Below are 17,136 nucleotides of genomic sequence, written 5' to 3' on the forward strand. Positions count from 1 at the left end.
TTCTCCTTAAACTACTTTTAGTATCGATTCATCGCTAATATATAATTTTACTTTTTCATTAATATTATATTTTTTTATAGAGTAAAAGTATAACTTTAAATCATTTTCTTTTGTTATAACTTCATACATGTTTGCATCTAAAAATTCCCTATTAGAATTAATTATTGCATTTAATTCTAAAATTAAATTTCCATTTTCTTTTTTATTTGTTGCTACCTTCATTGGATTTATTATAATTTGTCCAGATTCTTTGAAGTTATTGCTTTGAATTTTTAAACTTTCATTCATTGTATACAATTTTTTGCCATCATATTTGTAATTAAATCTATTATTTTTAGCAAAAAATTCTCCTCCATAAGTTGTTCAATTTTTTTCTAAAACTTTTTCAAAACTTGTTTCTACAATATCATTTTCAGTAATTAAATAGATATTTTTACTTAAGTCTGGTATTTCATAGATACTTTCTTCAACAAATATAATTGAAAATTTAGAATCAATAATTACTAAGTTATTAATTACTTTCAATAATTCATTTCTTTCATTTTGATTTAGCTTTGAAAAAACATTATAAAAAATAATATTATATTTTTTTAAATATATTGCAGTTAATAGTTGAAATCAAATTTCTTCCATTCTATTAAATTTTAAAGATAAAATACTAAATTCAAACCCTAGTTCTTTGGCAGTTTCATCAATAAATAATAGAGATTGTTTATATATGCTAACTTTTTGTTTTTTCAGTACAGCTTTTTTTTCTTTGAATTCTTCCAAATTACCTTTTTCACATTCATCATTTAAAACTTTTTTATGATACCTATGCATCACTTCAACTATTTTACCTCTAAGAGTATTTGCTTCATCTGATAAACCTTCAAAAAACATTTTTTCTTGCTTAATTTTAAATTCAAATCTTTGATCTTCGGATGCTTTTCTTCAATTAAATAACTCTTCTAAGTTTTTTACTTTTTTAGTTTGAAACTCTGATTTATCCAATTCAAAAAGAATTTGCTTCTTAAGATTTTTAATAATAAAATTGGTCTTTGATATTTTTCTCTTAATATCATTTACTTTTAAATCGAGAATTTTTAACTGTTTTCTTGTAACAAAATTTGTCTGTCTAAAATTTAGTTCCTTTGCCAATTTTCTTTTTTTTCTATCTTTAACTTTTTTTGTATTATACTCACAAGTACAAAGTGAAGATAATTCCATAAATGAGTAGACTTTATCTCATAAAGTTTGTAAGAAAGTTTGAATTAATTCGAGATTTTGATTTTTTTCAATTAATAGATAATAATCTCTAATAATAATCTTTATATGATCTTCTAAATTTCCAAAACTTTTTTCTAAATTTTTATTATTAAAAGTAACAATTTGTTCTAAAAATTCAGATAATCACTGTTCTTCAACATCTACTGAATTATTAATAAACTTAGAAATCATACTTTCGACTTTGTCTCGCATTTCTAAATCAGTTTTATTATTTTTAGATGTAGAAAAAGATAAGTATGAATATTTTTTATCAATATAATTTATTTTAGCCTTACTAAGAAATTTTCTATTTAGCAATAATGATGTATACAATCAAAATTTTTCAGGTCATTTTCTAAAAAATTTATTTACTCCAATAGTTGCTACTTTCTTTTTAGTCCATTGCTTATTAACCATATCATATTGATTAATTTTAAAAATTCCTGATTTAACAAGATATTTACCCTCTAATACATTTTTAAAGTTTTTTCTTAAATATCTCTCTTGAGAAATTACAGTTACTAATTCAGAATCTTTACATTTAAAATTAACTGTTTTTGGTAACAATTTTTTGTTAAAAAACTTAACATTTGAAAGTGTGAAACTCATATAAAGACCCCCATAACTTTATAATTGTATAACATTTTGAATAAAAATAATAAAACTAGACTAATTGATAGTCTAGTTTTTTGTATTAAATTATTTTTTAGCTTCTTTTGCTTTTTTTTCATTTTCTGCTTTTTGAGCTAATGAAGCTTTTTCCGCTTCAGCTAATTTAGCATCTTTTTTAACAAATTTTTCTTTGAATTTCTCAACACGTCCCTCTGCATTTGCAAAGTTTTGTTTTCCAGTGTAATAAGGATGACAATTTGAACAAGTATCTATTCTTACTTCTTCTCCTTTTGTTGATCCTGACATGAATTCATTGCTACAAGTTGTACAAACAATTTTAGCTTCAAAATATTGTGGATGTATGTTTGCTTTTGGCATGTTTTCACCGTCCTTTATATAAAGTCTTTCTAATACAAAATAAATAATACCATATTTTTAATAAAACTTATTTTTTTTAAGTATTTATTAGATAAAAAATTAATTTTTAAAGCTAGAAAATATTATTAAAATATTATAAATTATTAAGTAACTACCTTTTCTTCTTTTAAACTAGTCATTTTTTTATAGTCAAATAATTTATTTAAGATATTTAATACTTGATTAACTAAGGGACCTACAAGAAATGTAAAACAAATAGTACCAAGACCAAAATTAGTTAATAAGAAGTCTAACTTAGTAGCACCCTCTCCTCTAACAAATGGAAAAAATACAAAAGCTATTACTAATATTGCAATATCAATAATCAATCTTCCATTTGAGTAATTCATTTTTGTTAATCTTAGAAACTGCTCACATATATTATTAAAGGGTCCTAATAATCAACCTGATTTAACTCAAAGAGCAATTCCCATTACAAAACATAGAAAGCCACCAATAAAAATTAAATTTCTAGCTCCAGGGATCAATTCACTAATACCCATTTGACTTAATGGTGCAATAAATAATCCTACAATTTGAGGAACAATAAAAGTTATAATTATATCTGCTAAAATAAATCAAGAAAATTTAAATCAAGCTTTTTTACTTTTTGTTTTCTTATATTCATCAATAGTTGGTTTGATTGAAAAACATATAGCAAAAAGAATTAGAACTACATAAAGAGTTGTTAAACTTATTGCATAATTATCATAAACACCTTGACCAACTTTCCCTTCCTCTATAAAAGGTATTGAAATCGAAAGAACATTATAAATTAATCAATCTATTTGACTGCCACCAACTGATGGTTGCTGATATAAAGCCAATCCAAAAGATGTTAATAGAATACCCAATATAAGTAAAACAATTTTAACGCTAATAACTTTTCAATTATTAGAAAAATTTTTTAATTGATCATTTCATAATTTTTTCATCTTTAATATTTCCTTTTTTAATAAAAAAGTAGGCTAAAAAACCTACTTTTCATATTTTGTTTTTAGTGCTTCTTCTCCGCCTTTTTCATATTTTTTAACTCAATTTCTTAAAGAAACTACACTAACATTTCTTGTTGGCGCAAACTGAGTAGCTGTAACACCACTATTTTTAAAATCTCTAATAATCTTAATCTTCTCTTCAACTGTCAAATGCATAATGTAATCCTCCATTATTTCATTATTAATATTATTTAGCTTTTCCTTGACATCCAAATACTTTTGTTAAGTCTAAGAATGTTTGTTTTATTGCTTTAAATCCTGGAGCTAATAATTTACGTGGATCAAATCCTTTAGCTTCATCATCTAAATCTTTTTTAGCTTCAACATATTCTCTTGTTGCGTCTCTAAAAGCTAATTGTAATTCTGTATTAACATTAATTTTTGAAATTCCAAGTTTGATTGCTTTTTCTACTTGATCTTGAGGAATTCCTGAACCTCCATGTAATACCATAGGTAATTTACATGCTTTTTGTAATTCTTGTAATGTATCAAATGATAATGATTTTCATCATTCTGGATATTTCCCATGTATATTTCCAATACCTGCTGCTAGCATTGAAATCCCTGTAGTTGCCATTTCAGCTGCTTGTTTAGGATCACCTAATTCACCTTCACCAACTACACCATCTTCTTCTCCACCAATTGAACCAATTTCTGCTTCAACTGAAATTTCATGTTTATTTGCAAAGTCCATTAATTCTCTAACTTTTGCAATATTTTCTTCGTATGGTAAATGAGAACCATCAAACATTACTGATGAATAACCAGCTTCTATACATTTTTTAGCCATTTCAATTGATTGACCATGATCTAAATGTAAAGCAACAGGAACAGTTATATTTAATGAGTCTAGTAAACCATTAACCATTCCTACTACCACATTTGCTCCACCCATATATTTTAATGCTCCTTCTGAAGTAGCAATAATTACTGGTGTTTTAGATTCTTGTGCTGCTTCTAAAATAGCTTTAGTTCACTCTAAATTATTAATGTTAAAATGCCCAATTGCATATTTTTTTGCATGTGCTTCTTTAATCATTTCTGTAGAATTAACTAGTTTTGAATGATAAATTCTTGACATATTTTTTCCTCCTGAATTTTTATTATACTTAATGATTATACTCCTTATTTTAGATTGACGAGATTTTTTTAAGTATATTGAATCTTGTTTTTTAACCTGATATCTATAATAAAAAGATTTAGTAACTATTTGGTCTAAGTTAATTTTTCTGAAATAAAGATATAAAATTAAAGCTAATATTGTATTTGTAAAATATTGCATTGCATCTGTTAATAATTCTACAATTGCTAATGAAAAATCAAATAATAAATAGCTATATATTACATACATAAAAATTCAAAGATAACTAATAAAGATATTTAAATAGTTTGGAGTTACTTTTGTTAGCAAAATAAAAGTAACTCCAATTAATAATTTAACAATAATTGTTATTGGAATAAAAATTATTCCTCCACCAAATAAATCAGTTAAAATTCCTGCCATAATTGCAGATAAAATTGAAGTAAATGGATTTATAAATGCTAAAAGAGCAATATATAAAAAATCTGATACTTGAAAAATACTTTTACCTGTTCCAATTGAAATTAAATTAGTTAATATTCCTATAATGAACATTACCGAGGTTAATAGTCCACAAATTGCAATTTCTTTTGAATTTATTTTTTTCATAACCTCACCTTAATTTAATTTTAGATAAAAAAAACAAAAAATATACTAATATTTTTTGTTTACGGCATTAACAAACCCCATAAATAAAGGATTTGGTTTATTTGGTCTTGATGTAAACTCTGGATGATATTGAGCTGCAATAAAGAAGTCATTTTTAGGATACTCTATTATTTCAACTAAATCTTTTTCTAAATATAAACCAGAAAAAACCATACCATTTTTTTCAAAATCACTTCTAAAGACATTATTAAATTCATATCTATGTCTATGTCTTTCAACAGCTTCATTTGATTTATAAAGTTTTTGTGCTAATGTATTTTCTTTAAGAGAAGTTAGATATCTTCCTAATCTTAAAGTACCTCCAATATTTTCTCTATTTTTACCTTTTAAAATATCTATTATTGGATATTTTGTATTTGGATTAATTTCAGTAGTATTGGCTTCTTTTAATTTTAAAACATTTCTTGCAAAATCAATACAAGCAACTTGCATACCAAGACATATCCCTAAATAAGGAATATTATTTTCTCTTGCAAATTTTGCAGCCAATATTTTGCCCTCAATACCCTCTTCACCAAAACCACCAGGAACTAGAATTCCTTTTGCATCTTTAAGTTCATCTTGCGTATTTTCTGCTGTTAGTGTTCTGGCATTTATTCAATTAAATTTTATTTTTTTACTAATTTCATATCCCGAAAATTTTAATGATTCCATAACTGATAAATAGGCATCACTTAATTCAACATACTTACCAACTATATGAATTGTTAAAACTTCCTTTGAATTTTCAATATTATTTACAAATTTCTTTCAATCTTTTAAATTAGTTGTCTTTAATTTTAAACCTAATTGTTTTGCAGTTATTTTATGTAAATTTCCCTCTTCAACTACTAAAGGTACTTTATAAATTGAATCACTATCAGGACAAGCAATTACATTTTCTACTGGAATACTACACAATAAAGAAATTTTATCTTTAAGTTTTTTATCAAACTCTAATTCACTTCTTGCAACAATTACATCTGGTTGAATTCCTAAATTTAATAATTCTTTAACTGAATGTTGAATTGGTTTTGTTTTAAATTCTCCAGATACTTTTAAATAAGGCAATAACGCAACGTGTATAAACATTACGTTTTCTTTACCGTTTTCCATTCTAATTTGTCTTAAAGCTTCTAAAAAGGGTTGAGATTCAATATCTCCAACTGTTCCACCAATTTCAGTAATAACAACATCAGCTTTACTTTCAATTTCGGCAGCATAAATTCTTTGTTTAATTTCATTAGTAATATGGGGAATAACTTGAACAGTTTTCCCCTCATATTTACCGTTTCTTTCTTTTTCTAAAGCCTCATAATATATTCTTCCAGCTGAAGTTGAAGATATTTTAGAAAGATTTACATCAATGAATCTCTCATAATGACCTAAATCTAAATCAGTTTCTCCACCATCATCTGTAACATAAACTTCTCCATGTTCAATAGGATTAATAGTTCCTGGATCAATATTTAAATAAGGATCAAATTTTTGCATAAATATTTTTAGTCCACTATTTTTTAAAAGTACACCAAGTGAGCTACCAGTTATTCCTTTTCCTAAACCGGAAACAACTCCCCCAGTAATAAATATGTGTTTTACCATAATATAATTCCCCCAAAAATAAAAAGTAGTCAATTAAACTACTTGTGATTAAATTCTATTAATAGTCATCGTCTTCATCGTCATCGTCGAAATCATCGTCATCGTCGAAATCATCATCCAAACTTATATCTATAGAATCATCATTACCTTTATGATTTAATAATTTTTTAATTTTGCCAACATTTTCACCTGTATCGTCATCAAATGTATCAATTCCAAGAATTGAATCTGTATCAAAATCTTCAAATTCTTCTGTAGTTTCAAATTTATCAACATATTCATATTGTTTTTTAACATCATCAAATTTAAGATATTCTCTTAAACCTCATTTACCATCTGATGTTAATGCAAATCTATTATCAAGAACTAAATCACTGTAAAGCTCAGCTATGATCTCATTTTTGATATCGTTATCTCCGTGAATTTCTTTTGAAATAGTATTTCAAATGTCTTCAAAAGAAGCGTCATCTTTACATTTACTTAGGTAATCATAGGCCAAATTAATTGGTGATACTTTACTCATAAGATTTTCCCCCATAAATTCTATTCTACATTATACATTGGAAAAATATATATTTTTTTTATATTATTGTTCCAATCAACGTTTATTATCTCTGATAAATCCTTTAAATTGCTTAATTCATCATTATTTAATATATATATATTTTCTTCCTTTTTTTCAGAATTTTGATTATAAATTGAATTATTTCTGATTGTGGCAACATCAAAATAATATGTGTGATTACCTTTAAAATCAAGTTTCATTTTTTCAATTGTTTCTAATGAAATATCTGAAGATACTTTTAAGAATTTTCTATTTATTAGTCTATTTGATAAATCTTTAACAATTGGATCATCTTCATCTCTTATTATTTTAAATATTTCAAACATTGTATAATCATCTAAATTTGTATACTTTTCAAGTGGCATAATTTTATTCTCAAATACTTCCTTAAAAATTTCAATTACTTTTAATGCCTTAAATTTATATTTGCTAATATACAAATCCTTTAATCTCTTAAATCACATTTTAAATGTATTATCAAAGGCAATAGAAATCTTATGTTCATATACTTGTTTAAACATATGATATCTTCCTAATAAAAAGTTTTCAATTGCATTTATAGCTTTATTTGTAAAAACAAGTTGCTTTTGATGTATTCTAGCATTTCTTATAATTCAATCGATATCTGGCTTTGAATAACTAACTCCAGCTCCCTTTGAATCTCTTAATAGATAATCTAACCTATCTGCATCTAATTGACTAGATACTAAGGAGTTAACTATTTTATTTTTATGTTTACCTTCAATAACTGAAACCACTTCCTGAGGATCAATTCCATTATTAATTAAGACTTTATTAATTTGAGTATTGCCTCTTATAATTTCGACAGTATATTGTTCATGATGTACTGTTGAAATTAATTCAAAAGTGTGTGAAAAAGGACCGTGACCTATATCATGAAGTAAGCCTGCAATTTTTACTACTTTCTTATCTTTAGATGAAATTCCTTTATTAATAATTTCATTTTCTAAAAACTTACAGATCACATGATAGACACCAATACAATGAGAGAATCTTGTATGATTGGCACTTGGAAAAACAAATTGGCCACCACCCAATTGAATAATTCTTCTTAATCTTTGAAATTCATCAGTATCAATTAATTCAGAAAAAACTTTGTCATCTAAATAAATTTCTCCATGAACATTATCTCTTATAAACTTTTCCATAATAAACCTCTTACTTAATACTTGTTATATTAAGTATAACTTTTTCTTTTCCTATAAGCGAAATGGTTTTTGCCAATTCTGGTCCATGTTCACTTAAAGTTGTAAATATTCTGACAGGCATAAATAGCTCTCTACCTTTTTTTTCAAATTTTTTACCTATAGTATTTATTAAAGTTTTAATATTTTCTTCACTAAAATTCTCCATATTTTTTAACTCTTCAACTAGAAAATTTACTAAATTTTTTTCAATTTTAAATTCCTTTAAAACAGTTTTTGTTTTTTCATCAATTATCTTATTGAAGAAAATATCCAAATGATCATTTATTTGAATTCCATATTCTAATTCTTTTTTAAATAACAATAAAACTGAATTAATTCAAGCCTTATCTTTACCTTTAATATCAAATCTATTTTTATCAATGAAATTAGTTACAAATTTTATATAATCTTGTTCATTCATTTTTTTAATTCATTGACTATTAATTCATTTCATTTTAATCATATCAAAAGTACTTGGCGATTTAGAAAATCTGTTTTCATCAAATGCTTTTACTAACTCTTCTTTAGTGAAAATTTCTTGTTCACTATTTGGGCTTCATCCCAATAATGAAATGTAATTAAAAATTGCTTCAGGAAGATATCCTTGTTCTTTATATTGTGAGATAAAGAACATTGCATTTCCACTTCTCTTAGAGAGTTTTTTCTTTGTTTCATCAACTATTAACGTTAAATGACAAAATTTCGGTTCTTCTCAACCAAAAGCTTCATATATCATGCATTGTCTTGGAGTATTTGATATATGTTCTTCTCCTCTTACTACATGAGTAATTTTCATATCATAATCATCAATAACAACAGCAAAATTATAAGTTGCAATTCCATTTGATTTTAAAATTACAAAATCTCCAATTTCTTTTGAGTTAAACTCAACATTACCACGAACAACATCATTAATTTTATATAACTTATTTTCTGGAACTTTAAATCTAATATTAAATGGTTTGTTATCATCATTAATTTTATTAGATAAACATTTTCTATTATATTGAGGGGCAATAATTCCTTTTGCTAATTGCTGCTCTCTATCTTTTTCAAGTTCTTCTGAAGTACAAAAACATTTATAAGCCTTATTTTCTTTTAATAATTTATTTGCATAATCTTTATACACTTCAAATTTTTCAGATTGCATATATTTTCCAAAACCTTTTTTGGGATTTCTAAATGACTCATCTGGTAAAATGCCAAGTCAATCCATATTATCAAATTGAGATTCTATAGCTCCCTCAACATTTCTTTCAATATCTGTATCTTCAATTCTTAAAATAAAATCTCCGTTATAATGTTTTGCAAAAAGATAGTTCATTAAAGCAGTTCTTGTATTTCCTATATGCAAATAACCCGTTGGTGATGGTGCATATCTTAATCTAATTTTTTTCATTATTTTTTTCCTCACTTTTATAAATTAATATATTACAATAACTTGTAATTATATTTTTAAAGTTTCCTTCTGTTGTTGTAGCCTTTATTGAAATTTGATCTAAGTTAATTTTTAAAATTTGTGAAAGATTTTTTTTAATACTACTCTTAAATGTAGTTAAGTTTGGCGAATCAAGTTCTATCAATATATCTACATTTGATATTTGATATTCCCTCTCTTCTAATATTTTCATAGCATCTTGAACCATAATTATTGATTCAAAATTTTTACTCATATTTTTTGAATTATAATTTTGACCGAGATCTTCTTCACCAAGTGAACCAAAAATTGCTTCAGCTAAGCTATGGAAAAGAACATCACCGTTACTATATGCTTCAACTTTTGAATTTGAGGGTATCTTAATTCCCCCCAATAAAATGAAATTGCCAGTTATTAAGTTATGTCTATCTTTGGAAAATCCCACTTTAAATATCATATTAAACCCTCTTAACAAAATGATTATAAAATAAAAAATGATTTATAACTAATTAAAGTTATAAATCCTTAATACTATTTATTAAATTTGAAAAAACAAACATCTCCATCTTGTACAATATAATTTTTTCCTTCTAGTTTTATTTTTCCACTATTTTTTAAACTTTGTTCATCACCAAGTTCAAAAATATCTTCACATTTATAAACATCAGCTTTAATAAAACCTTTTTCAAAATCTGTATGAATAATACCTGCACATTGTGGAGCTGTAAAACCATCTTTAAACTGTCAACCTCTTGCTTCTTGTGGTCCACAAGTGAAATATGTTTTTAAACCAAGTGTAGAATAAGCTGCTTTAATTAACTGTTCAAGGCCTGAAGTTTCAATTCCAGCATCTTGTAGAAAAACCTCTTTATCTTGTTTATCAAGTTCACTTAAATCCTCTTCAATTTTTGCAGATATTTTTACAACTTGAGAATTACATGACTTTGCATAATCTCTAACAAGCTTTACATAATTATTATCTTGTCTAATTTCATCTTCACCAACATTTGCTACATAAATAAATTTTTTTGTTGTTAAAAGTTGAAATGATTTTAGAGCAAATTTTTCTTCTTCATTAAACTCAAGTTTATTTAAGAGTTTACCATCAGAAAGTTGTGCTTCTAATTTTTTAAGTAAATTATATTCAAAAATTATTTCTTTATCTTTAGTTGATTTAAATTTTGGTTCAACTTTTGCAAGTCTCTTTTTAACAGTTGCTTCATCAGATAAAATTAGTTCTAACTCTATTATTTCAATATCTCTAATCGGGTCAACACTTCCCTCAACATGAGTAATTTCTTTTGAATCAAAACATCTTATAACTTCACAGATAGCGTCTGTTTCTCTAATATTGGCTAAAAAAGCATTACCCAATCCTTCACCTTTACTTGCTCCTGCAATTAAACCAGCAATATCAACAAATTCAATTGTTGTATAAATTGTTTTCTTTGATTTAAATATATTTGCCAATTTATCTAATCTATCATCTGGTACTTCCACAACTCCAACATTTGGTTCTATTGTTGCAAATGGATAATTAGCTGCTTCAACTTTTGAATTTGTTATTGCATTAAATAAAGTAGATTTACCAACATTTGGTAGTCCAACTATTCCGACTTGTAATCCCATATTATTCTCTACTTTCTACTTTTTTTATTTTTTTTAAAAGATCATCTTTTGAAAACTCTAATATCAATTTTTCATCAATATTAGATTGCAATTTATAAATAGTTCCCACCCTAATAATTATTCAAAAAATTGTTTTACTTGGATGTGCTTTTTTTAAATATATTTTATCTCCAAGATTAATCTTCATCAGTCAATCCTAAAATATCTAAAACTCGATTCAAATCCGATTCATCTGAATATCTAATAATTAATTTTCCATTTTCAATAATAACTTTTGTACCAAGTCTTCTCATCATTTTATTTTCCATATGAACTAATGAAGCACTTTTTACATTTTGTTTTATTTCATTTTTTGGTGAATTATTATTTTTTATTAATTGTTCAACTTCTCTTGCTGTCAAATCTTTTTCTAAAATTTGCTTAAATATTGAGTCTAATAATTTTTCATTATTAACAATTGCCAATAATGGCTTTGCTTGACCCATTGAAACTTTTTTTTGTAACATTGCATCTTGAACTTTTTCAGGTAAATTTAAAAGTCTCATAATATTTGCTATATGTGATCTTGATTTACCAACTCTTGTTGCAATATCTTCTTGCTTAAGTTTAAGATTATCTGAAAGTTTTTTATAGGCTACAGCTTCTTCAATATCCAATAAATCAACTCTTTGAATATTTTCAATTATAGCAAACTCTTCCATTTGACTTTCACTTAATTCTAAAACAATAGCTGGAATTTTTTTAAGACCAGCTAACTTAGCAGCTCTTGTTCTTCTTTCACCAGCAATAATTTGCTTTTTACTATTTATTATAATTGGTTGAATTATTCCATGAGTTTTTATTGAACTTGCAAGTTCTTCTAATTCTTCTTTTTCAAAATTTTTTCTTGGTTGATATGGATTTGCAGTTAATGATTTTATATCAACTAATGTTTTATTGTCTTCAACTTTCTTTTTATCACTTTCAATAACACCAATGATATCTGAAACTGATTCTCCAAATATATCATCTAGTCCCTTAAAGTTATATTTTCCTTTAGATTTGGCCATTTTCTTTTAGCACCTCTTTTACAAACTCAATATATGCAATTGAGCCAGCTCCGTTTTTATCATATTCATAAATTGATTTACCTTCCATTGAAGATTCAGATATTCTAACATTCCTTGGTATAACTGATTTATAAACCTTTGGTCCAAATGTTTTCATTATTTCTTCTAAAACATCATGGGCCAACTTTGTTCTTGAATCAAACATTGTTACTAAAACACCTTCAATTGTAAGGTTTGGGTTTAAAGTTTCTTTTACTTTTTTAATTGTTCTCAATAATTGAGCAACCCCGTGCATAGCATAATGTTCTGCTTGTATTGGAATTAACACAGTATCAGAAATTGCAAGACCATTTCTATTAATTAGTCCAAGACTTGGAGGACAGTCAATAATAACGAAATCATAATTATCGCCGATTTTATTAATTTCCTCTCTTAACACATTTTGATTATTATTTTTTTGTTCTAAAAGAATCAAGTCAACTGCTGCAACGTCGATTGAACTTGGTGCTAAATCAATATTTTTTTTAATATTTTTCACAACTACTTCTGCTAGACTTTTTTCTCCAATAAACACGTGATACATACTTAAGGTATTACTATCTATTTCAAAGCCAACCCCTGTTGTTGCATTAAATTGTGGGTCCATATCTATAAGTAGTACCCTTTTATTTGCCAGAGCAAGACCACATGCTAAGTTTACAGACGTTGTTGTTTTTCCAACGCCACCCTTTTGATTTGAAACTGAAATTACTTTTGCCATATAATACCTCTCATAATAATTATTATATCTTAAATATTTATTATTTTCCCAAAGGTCTTTTTCTAATTTGACTATAGTGTCTTGGAAACTCTAAGGGTGTCTGATTTTCTTTTGAATAAAATAAATTATTTCTTTCACCCAAAACCTCATCGTAAAGTTCTTGCTTTAAAAATAACTTTAATCCTAATTTTTTTTCTTGGCTATTTAAATCTTGCAATTCTGTATTCACATTTTTTGATTTCAAGCATATGAAGGTCCCATTAAGTTTTAAACTTTGAACTCCAACTTCCAATAAAATATTAAGAGGAGCCATTGCTCTAGAAATAATCACATCAAATTTTTCTTTATTTTCAATACTATATTCTTCTGCTCTAGCATTCAAAGTTCAAATATTTTTTAAATCTAATTCTAAAATTACTTTTTTTAAGAAATCTATTTTTTTACCATTTGATTCTAAAAGATAGATTTTTGTATTTGGATAAAGTATCTTAATCACAATTCCTGGAAAGCCAGCTCCAGTACCAATATCAAGAATTTCCAAATTCTCTGGATTAAAAACTTTTGTAAATAATAAACTATCAAAAAAATGTTTATCTAATATTTCTTGATCTTTTATTATGGCAGTAAGATTATGAATTTTATTTTCTTCTTGAAGAAGATTTTTATACTTAAGCAATTGATTTTTTTTAAAATCATTTAAATCAATATTTAATTCTTTAAACCTATCTCAATTCATATAACTTTCCTCCAAAAAAAATAAAAAAGACATTATCTTTTTTATTTTACATTAGTTTTACTTTTAAATTTTTTGATTTCTAACTCTTTATTATATTTAAATCAATTATTTGGCTTAATTCTTAAAATAAAATCGTTATTATCAATATTATTTTTTGAAATTAAACATTCATTGACTATTCAAACAATTGCAAGCACTAAGGCAAAAAATATTAATAAAATTGGATCAATCATTGTTTTAAAGTCATTTGATAGGAATTTTCCAATCATAAAATTATAATATGCATAGCCCATTATTATTGAAAGTATTGTACAAGTTATTATTCCAATAACAAAACCACCTTTTACTTTTAAAGTTTCAACTTTTTTTGTTCTTCTATTGTGTAATACATAGATCATTAATATTAAATAAACAATAAAACCAAACATAACTGTACTATTTGAGGAATAATCTGCAACCAAAAAGTAATTAATTTCTGGGCTATTTCAATCTATTGCAATTGAAATAGTAAGAAATAATACATAAATTGAAATTGTGATTGCCATACCAATGAATCCAGATTTTACATAGCTAATATTATCTTTGCCTTCTTTTGAATAAATAAATTTTTCTTGAACTCCTGATTGAACTGTTTTTGGAATTAAAGTTGTATAACCATTGACAGTAGTTAAAATTGTACCAGCTATAATTAATTTAAAAAGTAAAGCAACCCAAGGTGATTTTTTAAATAAATTATCAAATAATTTAAATACATCACCATCACTTGCTCCAAAAAATATTGAAATTGTAATTATTATATAAAAAAATGTTACTGCAATAATTGCTGAAAGCATGGCCGGAGCAACTACTTCTTTATGTTCACAATCTTTTTGTAGGGTTGCTGCATAAATAAAACCATCAAATGCAAATAGTATTGGGATCATTGTTCCAAAAAAAGTATTAACTTGTCAAGGTTCATAACCTGTAGATGGATTAAATGAATTATTACCTTTTGGATTAATAATGAAAAGTGAAAAACCACCGATAACTATAGTTATTAAAGGTAGAAATTTAACAATTGTAAAAATACTTTGTATAAATTTACTTGGTTTATGAGTAAATATGTTCATTAATGAAAAACCAATTAAAACTATTGTTGAAAAAAATAACTCTAATGACATTCATTGAACTTTACCTATCTTTAGAATCAAACTTTCTTCATTCATTGCAAAATAAAATGTATTAATTCCGCTAAAGACAGTTTTTACAGTGAATAAAGCTCCTAGTCCTGCTAAAATAGGAAGATACATACAAATATATAAAATAGAAAATAAAGAAGCTGTTCTTCTATTTATAAATTTATTTGCTCAACTTTGAGCTGTTGAGTGCCCATCATTTTTTGTAGCAGAGGCTGCTTCTATAAATGTTAACATTACTAGTGAACATAAAACCCCTATAAATAATCATACAGTAAGTGCTAATCAGGGGTTTCTTCCAGCTTCATGTAAAACTCCACCAGCTTCAACTTTATTTTTTAAATAAATTCCACTACCTACTACAATTCCAAAAACCATTGAAAATATAGTTAAAAATTCAAAAGACTTATTCTTTGCTTTGTTTGCTTTGTTTACCTTTATCATTTTTTAAAACCTTTCTAGCATTAAAAATTTCTAAACATTTTTGTTTATCATAGTTAAATCAATTTTTAGGATTTATTCTGAAATAAAAGTCATTTATTTCTATATTATTTTTTGAAATAATTGCTTCATTAATAATTCAAGAAACTAATAATATTATAATAAATACAAATCACATTATTGGAGATATAAGCTGTCCATCTATTAATGATTTTATAATATTTAAATAATAAATGTAAGCTAAAGTCAAAATTAACATTGAAGATGAAAATATTGCAGCACAATATGCTCCTTTAACTTTTCTAACTTCAATTTTTTTTGTTTTTCTATTTATAAGCATTTGTATAATTAGTGGAACATGCAATAAATAAACAATAATAATTGTAGAGTCTGAAGATAAATATGCTGTATAGAGATAAGAATCATCTCCAGTTACACTTTTAGGAAGTAATAAGCTTGAACCTACAAAACCTACAAAAAATATAAAAACAATTAAAATTGATATTCAACTTGATTTTATTTTAGAAAGTTGTCCCTCATTGTTTTTGGAATAGACAAATTTTTCTTCAATTGAAGCTCTTATAACTATTGGATAAATTACACTATAAGCATTAACCATTGTAAGCAAAGTTAAAGTAATAATTAAATTGAAAGTAAAATGTATTCTTGGATCAATATTATCTCTTTTGAAAATATTTAATATATTCCCATCAGTGGCTCCCATAAAAATAGCTACACTAATTATTATGTAAAAGATTGAAACAGCAACAATCCCTGTCATCATTGCCGGAGCAACTACCTCTTTGTGTTCACAATCTTTTTGAATTGCAGCTGAATCTAAAAAACCATCAAATGCAAACATAATTGGTACCATTGTTAAAAATATATTATTTATTTTAAATTCCCCTACTTTTTCAGGGTCAAAAGAACTTTCCTTGCCAAGTGAGAAAAAAGTAATTCCTGCTATTAATACTGTTAATAAAGGAAGAAACTTCAGAAAAGAAAGTACAGTTTGCAAAATCTTACCTGGTTTGGTTGTATAAGTATTTACAATTTGAAATAGAATTAATATAAAAGCTGCTACAAAAATTTCAACAGTTATTTTTGTAGTTCCTGTTAATAAACTTTCTTTGCCTGTGGAAAATTCATAAATAATATTAATAGATTGAAAAAAACTACTTGTTGTAAATAATGCACCTATAATAATTAAAACTGGAAGATAAATAATGGCATATAATATTGTTACTAATGATCCATATCTTCTCCCAAGAAATCTTCCAGCTCAAGCTGTTAAAGTATTATGTTCCCCTTTCTTAGTTGAACTTGATAATTCTATGAAAGACAACATCATTGCGCAACAAAAAAATGCCATGAGTGTTCAAACAGCTATTGCTAAGTATGGATTATTTCCAGCTTTTACAAGTACACCATTATCTCCAGCATTTTTTAAATAAATTCCACTTCCAACTACTATACCAAAAGTCATTGAGAAAACAGATAAAAATTCAAAAATTTTATTTTTAGTTTTATTTTTCTTATTAACCTTAATCATG

17 protein-coding genes and 1 pseudogene are annotated in these 17,136 nt (G+C 25.5%); all 18 read right to left on the reverse strand.

Translation table 4 applies throughout. The features are described from left to right. Positions 1–6: 6 nt before the first annotated feature. A complete protein-coding gene (locus SCANT_RS05020; RefSeq protein WP_053946624.1) occupies positions 7–1,857 on the reverse strand; it encodes a hypothetical protein in 1,851 nt (616 codons plus the stop codon). A 90-nt stretch (positions 1,858–1,947) separates the two neighbouring features. Further along, positions 1,948–2,238 (reverse strand): 50S ribosomal protein L31, encoded by a 291-nt coding sequence (rpmE, locus tag SCANT_RS05025; protein WP_053946625.1) that lies wholly within the window; start codon positions 2,236–2,238, stop codon positions 1,948–1,950. Between the two features lie 143 nt (positions 2,239–2,381). Then, complete coding sequence (locus tag SCANT_RS05030) at positions 2,382–3,212, reverse strand: SPE_1075/MLC_0560 family membrane protein (RefSeq protein WP_053946626.1); 831 nt, start codon at positions 3,210–3,212, stop codon at positions 2,382–2,384. Positions 3,213–3,254: 42 nt separating this feature from the next. Further along, positions 3,255–3,428 (reverse strand): helix-turn-helix domain-containing protein, encoded by a 174-nt coding sequence (locus SCANT_RS05340; protein WP_144416892.1) that lies wholly within the window; start codon positions 3,426–3,428, stop codon positions 3,255–3,257. 31 nt (positions 3,429–3,459) lie between these two features. Beyond that, positions 3,460–4,353, reverse strand: a complete 894-nt coding sequence (fba, locus tag SCANT_RS05610) for a class II fructose-1,6-bisphosphate aldolase (protein WP_053946686.1) — start codon at positions 4,351–4,353, stop codon at positions 3,460–3,462. Between the two features lie 162 nt (positions 4,354–4,515). Continuing rightward, positions 4,516–4,962: pseudogene (locus tag SCANT_RS05615) on the reverse strand (hypothetical protein); the annotation flags it as partial. A 45-nt stretch (positions 4,963–5,007) separates the two neighbouring features. Next, positions 5,008–6,603 carry a CTP synthase gene (locus SCANT_RS05040; RefSeq protein ID WP_053946627.1) on the reverse strand — a complete coding sequence of 532 codons (1,596 nt, stop codon included), beginning with the start codon at positions 6,601–6,603 and terminating at the stop codon, positions 5,008–5,010. A gap of 58 nt (positions 6,604–6,661) precedes the next feature. Then, a complete protein-coding gene (gene rpoE, locus SCANT_RS05485) occupies positions 6,662–7,126 on the reverse strand; it encodes a DNA-directed RNA polymerase subunit delta (RefSeq protein ID WP_053946628.1) in 465 nt (154 codons plus the stop codon). A 20-nt stretch (positions 7,127–7,146) separates the two neighbouring features. Next, positions 7,147–8,337, reverse strand: a complete 1,191-nt coding sequence (locus SCANT_RS05050; RefSeq protein WP_053946629.1) for an HD domain-containing protein — start codon at positions 8,335–8,337, stop codon at positions 7,147–7,149. A 10-nt stretch (positions 8,338–8,347) separates the two neighbouring features. Continuing rightward, complete coding sequence (gltX, locus tag SCANT_RS05055; RefSeq protein ID WP_053946630.1) at positions 8,348–9,775, reverse strand: glutamate--tRNA ligase; 1,428 nt, start codon at positions 9,773–9,775, stop codon at positions 8,348–8,350. Further along, the gene (ispF, locus tag SCANT_RS05060; protein WP_053946631.1) at positions 9,762–10,250 is read right to left on the reverse strand and encodes a 2-C-methyl-D-erythritol 2,4-cyclodiphosphate synthase; all 489 of its coding nucleotides are present in this window, start codon (positions 10,248–10,250) and stop codon (positions 9,762–9,764) included. The genes gltX and ispF overlap by 14 nt, the downstream gene beginning before the upstream one ends. A 74-nt stretch (positions 10,251–10,324) precedes the next feature. Then, the gene (ychF, locus tag SCANT_RS05065; protein ID WP_053946632.1) at positions 10,325–11,422 is read right to left on the reverse strand and encodes a redox-regulated ATPase YchF; all 1,098 of its coding nucleotides are present in this window, start codon (positions 11,420–11,422) and stop codon (positions 10,325–10,327) included. A gap of 1 nt (position 11,423) precedes the next feature. Beyond that, positions 11,424–11,609, reverse strand: coding sequence for a DUF951 family protein (locus SCANT_RS05070; RefSeq protein ID WP_053946633.1), 186 nt, complete (start codon positions 11,607–11,609; stop codon positions 11,424–11,426). After that, entirely contained in the window at positions 11,599–12,471 is an 873-nt protein-coding gene (locus SCANT_RS05075; RefSeq protein WP_053946634.1) for a ParB/RepB/Spo0J family partition protein, read from the reverse strand. Before SCANT_RS05075 ends, SCANT_RS05070 begins: the two co-directional genes overlap by 11 nt. Next, positions 12,458–13,231, reverse strand: coding sequence for a ParA family protein (locus tag SCANT_RS05080; RefSeq protein ID WP_053946635.1), 774 nt, complete (start codon positions 13,229–13,231; stop codon positions 12,458–12,460). Before SCANT_RS05080 ends, SCANT_RS05075 begins: the two co-directional genes overlap by 14 nt. Before the next feature lie 40 nt (positions 13,232–13,271). Further along, positions 13,272–13,967: a 16S rRNA (guanine(527)-N(7))-methyltransferase RsmG gene (rsmG, locus tag SCANT_RS05085; protein WP_053946636.1), complete on the reverse strand. Its 696-nt coding sequence runs from the start codon at positions 13,965–13,967 to the stop codon at positions 13,272–13,274. Between the two features lie 41 nt (positions 13,968–14,008). Beyond that, on the reverse strand, positions 14,009–15,586 hold the full coding sequence (locus SCANT_RS05090) for an APC family permease (RefSeq protein ID WP_053946637.1): 1,578 nt from the start codon (positions 15,584–15,586) through the stop codon (positions 14,009–14,011). Then, complete coding sequence (locus SCANT_RS05095) at positions 15,549–17,135, reverse strand: APC family permease (RefSeq protein WP_053946638.1); 1,587 nt, start codon at positions 17,133–17,135, stop codon at positions 15,549–15,551. Before SCANT_RS05095 ends, SCANT_RS05090 begins: the two co-directional genes overlap by 38 nt. Position 17,136: the final 1 nt, after the last annotated feature.

It is taken from the genome of Spiroplasma cantharicola (assembly GCF_001281045.1).
GTDB lineage: Bacteria > Bacillota_I > Bacilli_A > Mycoplasmatales > Mycoplasmataceae > Spiroplasma_A > Spiroplasma_A cantharicola.